Genomic DNA, 12,175 nt, shown 5'->3' on the forward strand with positions numbered 1-12,175 from the left:
GCGCGCCCCACTCCCACGGGCGCGCCGCAACAATGGAGATTTAATCATGACCATCATCGATCACTTAAGCGTCGGCGTGCCGTCCGTCACGGACGCCGCTGAATTCTACGACGGCCTACTGGCGCTTCTTGGCGCAAAAAATCTCGTTCAGAACGAGGCTCTCGCCGCCTATGGCGTTGACGCCCCCTGTTTTCTGATCATGCGCCCTTATGATGGAAACACACCGTCGGCAGGCAACGGCGCCCATATCGGCTTTCGCGCCGATAGCCGCGAAACCGTCGACGCTTTCCACGCTTTCGCGATCAACAATGGCGGGAGCTGCGCCGGCGAGCCGGGCCCGAGAGCCGGCTATCCCAATCCGGATGTCTACACGGCCTATGTCCGTGACCCTTACGGCAACAAGCTGGAAGTGATCTTCAACGGTTTTTCCGCATAGCCGCCAGCAAACAAAAAGCGAAACAAAAAGCGGCTCCGCCAGGGGGGCTATGACGGAGCCGCAAGATGCGTTTCTCTGATGGGGAGGGCGAGCGCTTGGTTCAGAGAAACGCCGCGATAGCGCTAAAATAACCGGCCAGCAGAAGGGCGATGAGGCTCGCGGCGGTCGCGCGATACATTTTTGGGTCTCCTTTTCAAACAGTTTTGTCTCTTGCACGCGACATGTGCGAATGCGCGCCCGAAACAGCAAGCGATCAAAACCATTTTCGGTGATCGTATTTTCCTATCGAAACTGTCGGATGCTAGGAGACGGAGAGATCCTTGAAACGGCGCGAGGCGACGTCGCGGATGACATCGGCGATAGCGCGGTAAGACTCGCCGCGGCCGGCGCTTTTCCGCCAGACAAGGCCGATAGTGCGAGTAATTGTCCGGCCTTTCAGTTTTCTGACCACCACTTCGCTTCGCGCCGTCAGCTCCGAATGGACATAGAGCGCCGGCAGGAACGCCGCGCCCATGCCCATGCCAACCATTACGCGCAAAGCATCAAGGCTGGTGCCCTCGTAATCGCGCACCAGCTTGGCGCCAAAACTGTCGCAGAGTGACGCAATCTGATCATAGAGATGATAGCTCGGGCTGAGCGCAAGAATATCGAGATCGCGAAGCGCCGCCACCGAAACGGTTTCCTCTTTCACCAAGGGGTGATCGCGCGCCAGCGCAAGATAGAGCGGCTCGTCAAAAAGTTTCTCCGCTACAAATTCTCTGCTAGCGACGGGCAGCTGCGTCAGCACCATGTCGTGAACGCCGCGCCCAAGCTCGTCCTCCAGAAAACGCGGCTCGCTTTCACGCACATATAACCGGAGGTCTTTGTGAGAACGGTGTAGCGCCGCCACCACATGGGGCAACAGGTAGGGGCCAAGCGTTGGTTTAGACCCAAGACGCATGACGCCGGCAAGCCCCTGCTGGGCGCTCGCTGCAAAATCGGCGACGCCCTGAACCTCATTCATGATACGGCGCGCCCGCTGCGCCACCTCCCGCCCCGCAGGCGTCAAAACGACACCCGACCGGCTGCGCTCAGCAAGGCGCAGCTCAAGCTCCGTCTCGAGATTTTGCATCTGAACGCTCAAAGAAGGCTGCGTCATGCCGAGGCGCTCGGCGGCGCGGCGGAAATGCGCTGTCTCCTCAACCGCGAGAAGGCATTGCAGTTGCTTCAGGGTGATCATGACGGCGCCTCCAGTATTATCCATAGGGTATTTCTATCAAAATATGATTATTGATGGCCTTTTCAATAGACCGGCGCAGACCACATTCATCCCGCAGCCATCAGAGGATGACATCGATGCTAGATTACGCCGCCCCGCCGCCCGCAGGATCGTCCGCGAACCGGCGCATGGATCAAGACGAAAAACGCGTGCTCGACTTTCTCGCTTTGTGGAATGACGATTGCGCGACGCTGCGACGGGCCATTGAAGACCAGACCGACTGGGGGCCTTTCGAACTCGTTGAGATGACGCCTGCTTTTTACGACGTCTTCGGCGCGCGCCGTATTCTTTGCCGTTTCGTTTTTCATGGAGACGCCGAGACGCGCGAACCCTTTGAGCGCGATCTGCGACGTCGCCTTTCCGCCATTACGGACTGGAAAGATGCGCCGCAGGCAAAGCTGGTTGACACCCCCTGCTCGGAAAACACGTCATGAAAACCCGCAAACTCAATCAACTTCTAAAAGGCGACGCGCTTGTGGGGCTGCTTTTGATCGCCGCCGCTGCGCTCGCCATGCTGGCGAGCAATGGCGTCTGGAGCCGATTTTACGATATGTTCTTGTCGGTTCCGGCGGTGATACAGATCGGCGCGCTCTCAATCGAAAAACCGCTCCTGCTATGGATCAATGACGGGCTGATGGCCGTCTTCTTCTTTCTGGTCGGGCTAGAAGTAAAACGCGAAATCTTGCGCGGCGAACTGTCTTCTATGGACAAAGCCGCCTTGCCGATTTTCGCCGCGATTGGCGGCATGGTGGTCCCGGCGATGATTTACGTCGCCTTCAACTGGGCCGATCCCACAGCGCTCCGCGGCTGGGCCATTCCCGCCGCTACGGATATCGCTTTTGCGCTTGGTTTTCTGGCGCTGATCAGCATGGGCGCGCCGGCAAGTTTAAAAATATTCCTTCTCGCGGTCGCCATCATCGACGATCTTGGCGCAATCGCGATCATCGCTCTTTTCTATACGGCGGATCTTTCGGTTCAGATGCTCGCCTTTGCCGCCGCCGGCGTCGCCGTGCTCGCCCTCTTGAACCTGTCTGGCGTCAAACGCGCCTCGCCTTATATTCTGATCGGCGCCGTCATCTGGGCTTTTGTCTTGAAGTCCGGCGTTCACGCGACGCTTGCCGGCGTCATCACCGCCCTGATGATCCCTATGGATGGAAAGACTGCGCAGGCCCCCTCTCCGCTCAAGACCCTTGAGCATGGCCTTCACCCCTGGGTCATCTTTCTGGTGCTGCCGCTCTTCGCTTTCGCCAATGCGGGTCTTTCACTTGCAAATTTCACCACTTCCGCCCTGTTTTCGCCGATCACGCTCGGCGTCGCGCTGGGGCTTTTCATTGGCAAGCCTTTGGGCGTCCTTGCAGCCTCCTTCGCGGCCGTCAGGCTGGGGTGGGCAAAATTGCCTGACGGCGCCGACTGGCTGCACATGGCCGGACTCGCGGCCTTTACCGGCATCGGCTTCACCATGAGCCTTTTCGTCGGCGGCCTTGCTTTCTCAGATGCGGACGCCCTCAACAATGTACGCCTTGGCGTTCTTGTGGGCTCGCTTGCCTCTGGCCTTGCCGGATGTGCGCTGATCTTTGCCGCAAGAGGTCAGCGCACCACGCGCAACCATCGGTCACACCGGGCAGGCGCCCCCCGAGTTGTCGACCCTCTGTCGCGCTCTGCAGCCGAGGCTGCCTAGACGGGCCGCCCAAATGGTGCCGCGCCTGTGCGCTCCGTCACAGCGTTCCGTGCGGCCGTGCTTTATGAAGATAATGAAACTTGACGCCAGATTATGAACGCAATTTGAACCATCCGGCGCCATAAGGGTTCCCTATATGGGATGGGTAGAGACGGCAGGACAAACGCCATGGCCTCATATTCAAAAGCCATCATCAAGGACGCGATCCGGTTCGGGACTGCGCCATCAGGCGAAACCGCCCCTTGCGGCGAATATGACGTAACCTGCACTGACGGCTGCGTCGGCCTTTGCCACAGCAAGGACCAGCGCGCCTTCACCATCTCCCTCGACGCTTTTATTCAGCATCTTTACGAAGGGCGCATCGCGCTCGCCGCCTAGAACTCAAAGAGCTCTTCAGGCGCGTTTTCATCGGGCAGCGGATCGCGCGCCGGGCGCCAGCCCGTGCCGTCATTGCACGCCGCGCCCTCGCCTTCATAGCGGTCGGAATAGACATTGATCCGCTGCGTGAATTTGCGGCACAGGACCGGCTTTCTCATAGGCCCGCCCGCAAGCTCCAGCTCCGAGCCAGGGGCCTTGATCAGAAGGTCGCCGAACACATAGCCGCGCACGACGCCGTTCGCCGCGATCAGCATCCAGTTCTTGTCGCGCACACGTCCCACAACCTCGACGCCCGACCCTGACGGCAACACCTCAACCGCCTTGAAGCCGGTGCCCGGTCCGGTGCGGATATTGGAATTGCGCGTCAGCACATAAAGCCCGAGATCGGTTTCCACGATCTGCGCAAGGTCGAAATCGCCGCGCGCCGCATCGATGCGCATGGCGGGGTCGGCTTTCAGATTGGCGAGCGCGTAGACGCCCGGCGAAACGGCGCCGGTGGCGCGCCGGCCGCGCCAGTTTTGCGCCGCGCCCGTATCGACGGCGCGCAAAACGGCGCCCGAAAGCGCTTTCTGATCGGCATTGTTCAATTTGTCCGCAACGGGCGTGCCTTGCGCGAAATTAACGCTGTCGCCGGAAAAAGGATCAAGAGAGCCCATGCTTGAACACGCGCCGAGAAGCCCCGCGCCGATCGTCGTTAATGCAAACAATCGGAATGTTCGGAACCGTTCAAAGATCATCATTCGTCTCCTTTTCGCGCCGTTTCCAGCGACACATTCTTTACCTTTGTTGCACACTCTCCGCCGAATGTGGAGGGAGGAAACGTGGCGTCGGGAGCATCACGTCTGAACCAGCTTTTAGAGCTTGCGCGCGAGGGCTCGCCCGAAGCGCGCCGCGACCTGTTGCGGCAGGTGACGGACCTGTTCATGGCGCCGTCCGGCGCGCATTCCGTTGAAGCCCTCCAGCATTTCGAAGCCATCCTCGGTCAACTCGCCGGCAATGCAGATCAGGCGTTGCGGCGCGAAACCGCCGAGCGCCTCGCCGATGCGTCCAGCGCGCCGAGAGGGCTCATCACGCGGTTCGCGCATGACGACATCGCCGTCGCCGAGCCCGTTCTCAAACGCTCAACCGCGCTTGGCGAAGACGAGTTGATCGCCATCATTGCGCTGCAAAATCAGGGACACATCAACGCCATCGCCCGGCGCCGCGAGGTGCCGGCCAGCGTCGCCGACGCGATTGTCGAACATGGGCGCGAAACCGCACTGATGAGCCTCGCCAAAAATCAGGGCGCGCAGTTCAGCCCCGCCGCCATGCGCGCCATGGTGGCGAGAGCGCGCAAATCCCCCGACCTTCAGGCGCCGATGACCGGCCGCTATGACCTGCCGCCGCAGCTTTTGACGCAGCTTTATTTCTATGTCGCGTCCCCGTTGAAAAAAGAAATCCTTCATCGCTCCGACATGCTCGACCCGGCGCTTGTCGATGTCGCCGTCAAGGCGAACCGTCACCGGCTGATGGAGGAACTTTCCGGCGAGCCGGCGGAGACGCAGGAATTCATCAGCGACGCCGTGCAGATGAACGCCGTCCATGAAACCCTGTTGAAAAGACTGATTGTCGAAAAACGCCGCCGGGAGTTTCAATTCGCCTTCGCCCATTTTATCGGCGTTGACCTGTCGAGCGGACTGGCGATCCTCAGTGACGCGAGTTTCGAGGCGCTCGCCATCGCCTGCCGCACCGCCGGGGTCGAACGCCAGAATTTCGCGCGCATCGTTATGGCGTCCCGCAAAAAAGGCGAAGATGAAGCTAGGGCGCTGCGCATTCTCGATCTTTACGAAAAAGTCCCGGCGGATGCCGCGGAGCGCATCATGCGCTTCTGGCGCATGCGCACCGAAGCGGCGGCGGGCGCCGCGCGTCTCGCGCGCTTTATCGACGATGATGAAGATGACGGGCCGCTGACGCTGACCGACGGCAAGCGCTAACTAATCGAGAAACGTCCGCCCATCGCGATCCTCGATTTCGACGATCCAAAGATCGGGATCGATCGACGTTTCCTTTTCGAGCCAGCGGTCGATTTTCGCTTCAATGCCGTCGGACGCCTCGTCTTCAAACGGCTCGCGCCAGATCATCGCGCCGTCGAGATCGCGGCTTTGAATGAACAGCTTCACCGCGCCCGGTCCCTGATAGAGTTTCACGGCCACTGCCCCCGCGTCGGCGTCGCCGCGTCTGACGATCGTCGCGAAAGCGCCGGCGCTATGGGCGCGGCGGACTTGTGCGGACACACGGATTTCGGTTTTGACGCGCGGTTCGGTCATGGCGTCGAAACTCGCGCGCGGCGCCGGCGCCGTCAAGCGGCGTTGCCGAGCCTCACGCCGCCGCGCGGGTTTTGAGCGTTCTCAAAATCACCGCTTTCAAGGCTTCGGCGCGGAGCGGTTTGGTGATGAATTCGTTCATGCCGGCGGCGAGCATGGCTTCGCGTTCGCCGGGCATGGCGTCAGCGGTGACGGCGACAATCGGAATCTGCGCCATGGGTCCGTCCATCTTGCGGATCGCCTGCGCCGTCTCCATGCCGCTCATGCCGGGCATGTGCTTGTCCATGAGCACGATGTCATAATCGCGCGATGCGAGCCGTTCAAGGCAGGCCGGGCCGTCATGGGCGAAGTCCGCGTCCACGCCCCAGGCTTTGAGGAATTCGCTGACCACAAGCCGGTTCACTTCGTTGTCTTCGGCCACGAGAACACGCAAGCCCGTCAAATTGTCGGCGGCGTCATAGACGTCATCAACGGCTGCGTCATCGTCCTCCGCCTCATTGACCTTGAGCGATAACAGGAATGTCGAGCCCGCAGGCCCCGTGCGTTCAACGCCGATGGAGCCGCCCATCAACTGCGCCAGCATGCGGCAGATGGGAAGCCCGAGACCGGTGCCGCCGAATTGCCGCGACGTGCCGCGCTCGCCCTGTTCGAATTTGTCAAAAATCTGGGCGACCTGACCGTCAGGAATCCCCTTGCCCGTATCGGTGACGCGGAACTCCAGCGCATAGCGCCCGCCGCCGCGATTGACGCCGTGAAGATGCAGACTCACCTGACCTTCGGTCGTGAATTTCACGGCGTTGGACATGAGGTTTTGTAAAATCTGACGCAAACGCAGATCGTCAATCAGCGCCGAAACCGGGATTTCACCGGTGACATTCGCGCTCACCAGGAGGCCTTTCGCAGCGCCGTTTTCGCGCCAATTATCCGTGACGAAGCGCACAAGGTCGCGCAGATCCGTCGGCCGCGCTTCGATGGCGAGTTTGCCGGCCTCAATCTTGGAGAGGTCGAGAAGATCGTTGAGAATGAGGAGCAACGACTCGCCCGACTGCCGGATCGTATCGGTAATGCGGCGTTCATGGGCCGGCAGCGATCCGGCGAGAAGCGCATCGGTCAATCCGATGACGCCGTTTAGCGGCGTTCGAAGTTCGTGACTCATAGTGGCGAGGAATTCCGACTTCACCGCCTCGGCGCTTTTGGCGCGCCGGACATTCTCCCGCATCACCTCAAGCATGGCGTAAAGCCCTTCTGTGATGAGAACGGCGATGCCGGTTGAGATGAAGACGGCGAAAATACCTTGCGCAAATCGGTTGGTTTCGCGCGTGTAGTCATAAGGCGCCATGGCCGCCGGATGGCTGAGAGAAACCCAGTAGAGAAAGCAAAAGGTCATGACGGTCGCAGCGCAGGTCCATAAAGCGACGCGCCGGCCCGCCATATAACCGGTCATCACCGGGCCGAGCGCCAGAAACGGCACCACCGCGGAATTGATCCCGGCGTGATCCGGCACGGCTGAGGAAAGGACGGCGCCAATCATCAGCAAGGCGTAAAAAACCGCATAAAAAACTTCGTTCTTGTACCAGCGCACAAGCTGCATCGACGTGAGAACGGTCAGGATGGCGATGGATACGATCGTGTGGTCATAGGTCCAGCGGCCATAGCTAACCCACATGATGACCATGTTGCAGATCTGGGTGACAACGACCATCAGGCCGATAATCCAGACGGCGCGCATCCGCGCCGCAAGGACCTGACTGCCAATGTCCGGAATGCGCAAAAAGCGCTCGTAAGCGTCGACCCAACTCTTCATGCTCAGACTACGTCTCCCCGCCATGAATGGCGGTCTAAATTAGCCTGCGCAGTGTTAAAAAATGAATGAATGCCGCAATGCGCAACGCAAAAAGCAGTGCGCCTGTTAAGGCCCCAGAAAGGAAGTTTAAGCGGGCGTTAAAGTCCGTCAGGCGGCGCTGCGGCCGTTTTTCGGATTGGTGCGTTCTTTACGGAATTGCGCGACGCGATCGAGCTGGCTTTGGATGTCGCTGGAAACGGCAAGCCCCGCCCCCGCCATCTCGCCGAGACTTTTGGCCACCGGCAGTCTCAAGCTGGCGGTCGTGCCTTCACCCGGCGCGGAGGCAAGATCGAGTGCGCCGCCATGAAGCTTCGCCAGCGAAAAGGCGAGCGACAGGCCGAGCCCGGCGCCCGGCGTTCCGCGCACGCCGCTTTTGTGCAGTCCCGTGAACCGCTCGCCGCCAAGACGCGCCAGCGCCATCTGGCTCATCCCGACGCCGGTGTCGGAAACTTCAAACAGGATCGTCCGGTCTCTCTCCTTGACGCTGAGCGCAATCTCGCCTGCGGCGGTGAACTTCACGGCGTTGGTGAGAAGATTGATGAGGATCTGTTTGACAGCGCGGGCGTCAAGCATGGTTTCGGATAGGCCCGGCGCAATATCGACACGCAGGGCGAGCCCCGCCTTTTCCGCCTCGCCGCGCACCATCTCGGCGCACTCGCGGGCGAGTGCGCCTGGCTCGGCCAGCGCCGGCGTCAGCTTGTAGCGGCCGGCGTCAAGTTTCGCCCGGTCGAGGATCGAGGCGATGAGATCGGCGAGATGGCCGCCGGAAGATTTAATGTGCCCCACATATTCGCGGTATTTGTCATGGCCGAGCGGCCCGAAGGATTCCTCCTTCATGGCGTCGGCGAAACCGAGAATCGCGTTGAGGGGCGTTTTCAGCTCATGGCCGAGATCGGCGAGCAGCTCCGGCGAGACCCCCGCCTCTGATTTCGCCTCTGATTCCTCTCCGGCGGCAGGCGCCGATGCGGCGAGCCCGCCGCGCACAGCGGCAAGCTCAGGCCCGCGCTCGCGGATCAGGATATTGATTCGCTCATGGTCGCGGACGAGATGCAGCTCCACAAACTGCGCCGGCCCGCCGGGGCGGGTGAAGCGCATGGAGACGCGTCCGGCAGCGGCCCCCTTCGGCGCTGCAGCGGCCTTGCCAAGGGCGTCTTTCAGGGCCGCCCGGTCTTCACGGGCGACAAAATCAACGAGCGAGCGGCCGTCAAGGCCGCCTTCCGCGGCGATCAGGTCTTCCGCCCCGTCCGTGGCGGCGAGGATTTCCCCATCCCAGGCCACGGCCAGCACAGGATCGCCCGGGCCCGAACGCCATTGAGGGGGCCGGCGGGTGGATCCGAACAGGGCTGACAGGCTGAACGCCATGGGCTTCCCGGGTTGATAGACGCCGCAAGACCGCGGCGGCGATTCGTTAACGCCCCTTCACCATGCGTCAGGCAGCGTTAACAAATGATAAATCGGAAAAGTAGCGAAACTATTAGGGTTCCGGGCCGAAACAGCCCTTTTTCCCGTCCGAGGATTAAAATTTAAGTTAAGGCGCGAAGACCGGTCGAATTTGATAATAATTCAGCTAGGATGATGAGCGCTGTCTTAAATTTTGGGGCGATACGGTGACGGCCGCGTGTAAAGACCGTCATTTGGGAGAACTACTCTATGTCGCGTAAACGTAACGGGATGCGAAAAAACAACCGCGCCCGGCGTGGGGGATTACGTCCTCATCTGGCCCTTGCGGGCCTCGCCGCCGGGCTCGCCGTCACCACGGTGTCGGCCGATACGCTGGCTCAGCCGAAAGACAACGCTCTTGAGCGTCAGGCCGCCAGCTATATTCAATTTCGCGAGGATGTCGCCGCGCTCGAAGCGATGCCCTTCAATAATGCGGAAGTGACCCGCGAGGCGCATCGCCGCCTCGCCGCGCATGATTCCGAATCGCTCGCTGCGGGCTGGGTCGCTTATGCGGCGCTGGTCGCGGCGGACCAGCCCGGCTTCGTCGAGGCGGTCGAAAAAGAGATCAAGAAAAAACCGAACCGGCGCAAAGGCGAACTTGGCGGCGCCGACGGGCTCTTGTCCCATGTGGCGCAGGACCCCGCCTATTTGCGCAAACTGTCCGGCGCCGATGAGGCCGTGAAGGCGATTCTCGCCATGACCGTACAGGACGGCGCCCGCATCACCGAGCTTGGCGAAGCGTTCAAGGCGCAAGCCTACGCCATGCAGAAAACAAGCTGGGGCAAGCAGAAAATCGGCCCGAGCCAGAAGCGCCTCGATGAAGCGGCAAGCTATGGCCGCAGACGCGGCGCGCCGGCGGCGCCCGTGCTCGCCCGCGCTGAAAACAATGGCGTTGTCGCCCCGTCGCTGGCGAGCGCCCGCGAAGAATGGGCCGCCGACTGGGGCGCTGGCGCAGACCAGGGCAAGATGACCGAGAAAAACGCGGAAGTCGTGATCGACCGCATCCTCAATCTCGCTGCGCGTTATTCCACCGACAAGCTGAACCCGAAAATCGTCGAGGTTTATGCGCAAAACACAAAATCAGAGCGTTGCCTTTCCATGGCCAAGCTGACGCTCGACCAGTGCATCGCCGCAACTCGGACGCCCTATGAAGAAGCGTTCTGCCTGGGCGAACACGGGCTGAAAGACATCGCCACCTGCACCGGCTGGGTCGCCGGCGCCGGAGCGAGCTAATCGCAAGTTGGTCCGTAAACGGAGCTTGCATCGCTGAACCTGAAAAGGCCGCCCTCCGGGGCGGCCTTTTTTAAAGCCGAAAATTCAGCCGCCATTCCCCATACGAGCCAGCAATTTCCCCATTTTTGATCTCTCCGGCCGAATAGGCTATTGTGCAGCGCACACAGGCGAACTTTCGCCTCAGTGAGGCGTTTTTCGAACGCCGCACGCCACCTTGGAAAGAACAATGGGCCGCCTCATCGCCATCTCGAACCGGACCGCCGTTGATCCGAAAGCGCGGGCCGGCGGGCTTGCCGTCGCCGTCTGGGAATCGCTGAAAGCCACCGGCGGGGTGTGGTTCGGCTGGAGCGGCGAGATCACCGAGAGCGAGCATCGCGTGCTTCACGCCCATCATGATGACGGCGTTGAATTCCTGCTCACAGACCTGACCCGCGAAGAACATGACGGCTATTATCTCAATTACGCAAACCGCGTGATCTGGCCGGTGTTTCATTACCGCATCGACCTCGCCTCTTTTGACCGTGACGCTTTCACCATTTACGCCGCCGTCAATCAGCGCATCGCGCGCCAGATTGCGCCGCGTCTTCACGCTGACGATGTCGTGTGGGTGCATGATTATCATTTCATGCTCATGGCCGATTCCCTGCGTCATACGGGCTGGGAAGGGCCGACCGGTTTCTTCCTGCATATTCCGTTTCCGGCGCCGGAAGTGTTTCGCGCCCTGCCCGAACACCACTGGATTGCGCGCGCGCTTTGCGCTTATGACGTGATCGGCTTTCAGGCGGAACGCGACCGTTACAACTTCGTGCAATATCTGATTGACGATTGCGGCGGCGAAGATCTTGGCGATGGCCGCGTCAAAGCCTTCGACCAGACCATTATCGTCAAGGCCTATCCCATCGGCATCGACGCGGAAGGCTTTCGCGAGGCGAGCCGCAGCGAACTCGCCGACGAAGCGGCCGAACGCATTGGCCGTTTTCTCGGCGGCGACCGCGAGCTTGTGATCGGCGTTGACCGCATGGATTACTCAAAAGGCCTTCCTGAACGTTTCGAAGCGGTGGGCCGCCTGTTCGACAACTTCCCGGACACCCGGGGAAAAGTGTCCGTGACACAGATCACACCGCCATCGCGTTCGAAGGTGGAAGAATATCAGGAGCTCAGGATCGAGCTGGATGGGCTCGCCGGCCGCATCAATGGCGATTATGGCGATCTCGACTGGATTCCCCTGCGCTATCTCGCCCGTTCTTATCAGCGCGAGGAGCTTGCGGGGCTTTTCCGCATCGCCCGCGTCGGTCTTGTCACGCCGTTGCGCGACGGCATGAACCTTGTCTGCAAGGAGTTCGTCATGGCGCAGGACGAGGACGATCCCGGCGTTCTCATTCTGTCAGAATTCGCCGGCGCCGCCGAACAATTGCAATCCGCCCTGATCGTCAATCCTCACGATACGGACAATGTGGCCGAAGCGATCCATACGGCGCTCACCATGCCGCTGGAAGAACGCCAGAGCCGCTGGCGGCGATTGCGCGATACAACCATGGAGCAGGATATCAGCTGGTGGCGTGAAAAGTTTCTGAGCGATCTGTCGCCGGATGGGCTGAATTAAGCC

Annotated in this window: 12 protein-coding genes; 7 read left to right on the forward strand and 5 right to left on the reverse strand. The window is 60.8% G+C overall.

From position 1 onward, the window contains the following. The first annotated feature begins 46 nt into the window (after nucleotides 1-46). A complete protein-coding gene (locus ACFC5L_RS14710; RefSeq protein WP_375203618.1) occupies nucleotides 47-436 on the forward strand; it encodes a VOC family protein in 390 nt (129 codons plus the stop codon). Nucleotides 437-737: 301 nt separating this feature from the next. On the opposite strand, the gene ACFC5L_RS14715 is transcribed toward ACFC5L_RS14710, so the two are convergent. Then, the gene (locus ACFC5L_RS14715) at nucleotides 738-1,679 is read right to left on the reverse strand and encodes a hydrogen peroxide-inducible genes activator (protein WP_375203617.1); all 942 of its coding nucleotides are present in this window, start codon (nucleotides 1,677-1,679) and stop codon (nucleotides 738-740) included. A 92-nt stretch (nucleotides 1,680-1,771) separates the two neighbouring features. On the opposite strand from ACFC5L_RS14715, the gene ACFC5L_RS14720 reads away from it, so the two are divergent. The 3 genes from ACFC5L_RS14720 to ACFC5L_RS14730 all read left to right on the forward strand — a co-directional run bounded on the left by ACFC5L_RS14720 (nucleotide 1,772) and on the right by ACFC5L_RS14730 (nucleotide 3,750). After that, nucleotides 1,772-2,128 (forward strand): hypothetical protein, encoded by a 357-nt coding sequence (locus tag ACFC5L_RS14720; protein ID WP_375203616.1) that lies wholly within the window; start codon nucleotides 1,772-1,774, stop codon nucleotides 2,126-2,128. Beyond that, nucleotides 2,125-3,372, forward strand: coding sequence for a Na+/H+ antiporter NhaA (gene nhaA / locus ACFC5L_RS14725; protein WP_375203615.1), 1,248 nt, complete (start codon nucleotides 2,125-2,127; stop codon nucleotides 3,370-3,372). The genes ACFC5L_RS14720 and nhaA overlap by 4 nt, the downstream gene beginning before the upstream one ends. A gap of 168 nt (nucleotides 3,373-3,540) precedes the next feature. Further along, nucleotides 3,541-3,750 (forward strand): hypothetical protein, encoded by a 210-nt coding sequence (locus tag ACFC5L_RS14730; RefSeq protein WP_375203614.1) that lies wholly within the window; start codon nucleotides 3,541-3,543, stop codon nucleotides 3,748-3,750. Here ACFC5L_RS14730 and ACFC5L_RS14735 read toward each other — a convergent pair. After that, entirely contained in the window at nucleotides 3,747-4,490 is a 744-nt protein-coding gene (locus ACFC5L_RS14735; RefSeq protein WP_375203613.1) for an SH3 domain-containing protein, read from the reverse strand. The two genes, ACFC5L_RS14730 and ACFC5L_RS14735, sit on opposite strands and share 4 nt — an antisense overlap. Nucleotides 4,491-4,571: 81 nt before the next feature. Between ACFC5L_RS14735 and ACFC5L_RS14740 the strand changes: the two genes are divergently transcribed. Then, complete coding sequence (locus tag ACFC5L_RS14740) at nucleotides 4,572-5,723, forward strand: DUF2336 domain-containing protein (protein ID WP_375203612.1); 1,152 nt, start codon at nucleotides 4,572-4,574, stop codon at nucleotides 5,721-5,723. Here the strand turns inward: ACFC5L_RS14740 and ACFC5L_RS14745 are convergent, their stop codons facing one another. The 3 genes from ACFC5L_RS14745 to ACFC5L_RS14755 all read right to left on the reverse strand — a co-directional run bounded on the left by ACFC5L_RS14745 (nucleotide 5,724) and on the right by ACFC5L_RS14755 (nucleotide 9,258). Beyond that, complete coding sequence (locus tag ACFC5L_RS14745; protein ID WP_375203611.1) at nucleotides 5,724-6,092, reverse strand: DUF1491 family protein; 369 nt, start codon at nucleotides 6,090-6,092, stop codon at nucleotides 5,724-5,726. 16 nt (nucleotides 6,093-6,108) lie between these two features. Then, complete coding sequence (locus ACFC5L_RS14750) at nucleotides 6,109-7,857, reverse strand: ATP-binding protein (RefSeq protein WP_375203610.1); 1,749 nt, start codon at nucleotides 7,855-7,857, stop codon at nucleotides 6,109-6,111. A 147-nt stretch (nucleotides 7,858-8,004) separates the two neighbouring features. Next, a complete protein-coding gene (locus ACFC5L_RS14755) occupies nucleotides 8,005-9,258 on the reverse strand; it encodes a sensor histidine kinase (protein ID WP_375203609.1) in 1,254 nt (417 codons plus the stop codon). Between the two features lie 288 nt (nucleotides 9,259-9,546). Between ACFC5L_RS14755 and ACFC5L_RS14760 the strand changes: the two genes are divergently transcribed. After that, nucleotides 9,547-10,569, forward strand: a complete 1,023-nt coding sequence (locus ACFC5L_RS14760; RefSeq protein WP_375203608.1) for a hypothetical protein — start codon at nucleotides 9,547-9,549, stop codon at nucleotides 10,567-10,569. Nucleotides 10,570-10,795: 226 nt separating this feature from the next. Further along, nucleotides 10,796-12,172 (forward strand): alpha,alpha-trehalose-phosphate synthase (UDP-forming), encoded by a 1,377-nt coding sequence (locus tag ACFC5L_RS14765; protein WP_375203607.1) that lies wholly within the window; start codon nucleotides 10,796-10,798, stop codon nucleotides 12,170-12,172. The last annotated feature ends 3 nt before the right edge of the window (nucleotides 12,173-12,175 follow it).

The sequence above is a fragment of the Hyphococcus sp. genome (assembly GCF_041986965.1).
Classification (GTDB): Bacteria; Pseudomonadota; Alphaproteobacteria; order Caulobacterales; family Parvularculaceae; genus Hyphococcus.

What these genes read in the sequence shown, in the direction of transcription:
- ACFC5L_RS14710 (WP_375203618.1), top strand. Translation starts at nt 47, where the DNA reads ATGACCATCATCGATCACTTAAGCGTCGGCGTGCCGTCCGTCACGGAC.
- ACFC5L_RS14735 (WP_375203613.1), bottom strand. Translation starts at nt 4,490, where the DNA reads ATGATGATCTTTGAACGGTTCCGAACATTCCGATTGTTTGCATTAACG.
- ACFC5L_RS14750 (WP_375203610.1), bottom strand. Translation starts at nt 7,857, where the DNA reads ATGAAGAGTTGGGTCGACGCTTACGAGCGCTTTTTGCGCATTCCGGAC.
- ACFC5L_RS14760 (WP_375203608.1), top strand. Translation starts at nt 9,547, where the DNA reads ATGTCGCGTAAACGTAACGGGATGCGAAAAAACAACCGCGCCCGGCGT.
- ACFC5L_RS14755 (WP_375203609.1), bottom strand. Translation starts at nt 9,258, where the DNA reads ATGGCGTTCAGCCTGTCAGCCCTGTTCGGATCCACCCGCCGGCCCCCT.
- ACFC5L_RS14715 (WP_375203617.1), bottom strand. Translation starts at nt 1,679, where the DNA reads ATGGATAATACTGGAGGCGCCGTCATGATCACCCTGAAGCAACTGCAA.
- ACFC5L_RS14720 (WP_375203616.1), top strand. Translation starts at nt 1,772, where the DNA reads ATGCTAGATTACGCCGCCCCGCCGCCCGCAGGATCGTCCGCGAACCGG.
- ACFC5L_RS14765 (WP_375203607.1), top strand. Translation starts at nt 10,796, where the DNA reads ATGGGCCGCCTCATCGCCATCTCGAACCGGACCGCCGTTGATCCGAAA.
- ACFC5L_RS14730 (WP_375203614.1), top strand. Translation starts at nt 3,541, where the DNA reads ATGGCCTCATATTCAAAAGCCATCATCAAGGACGCGATCCGGTTCGGG.
- nhaA (WP_375203615.1), top strand. Translation starts at nt 2,125, where the DNA reads ATGAAAACCCGCAAACTCAATCAACTTCTAAAAGGCGACGCGCTTGTG.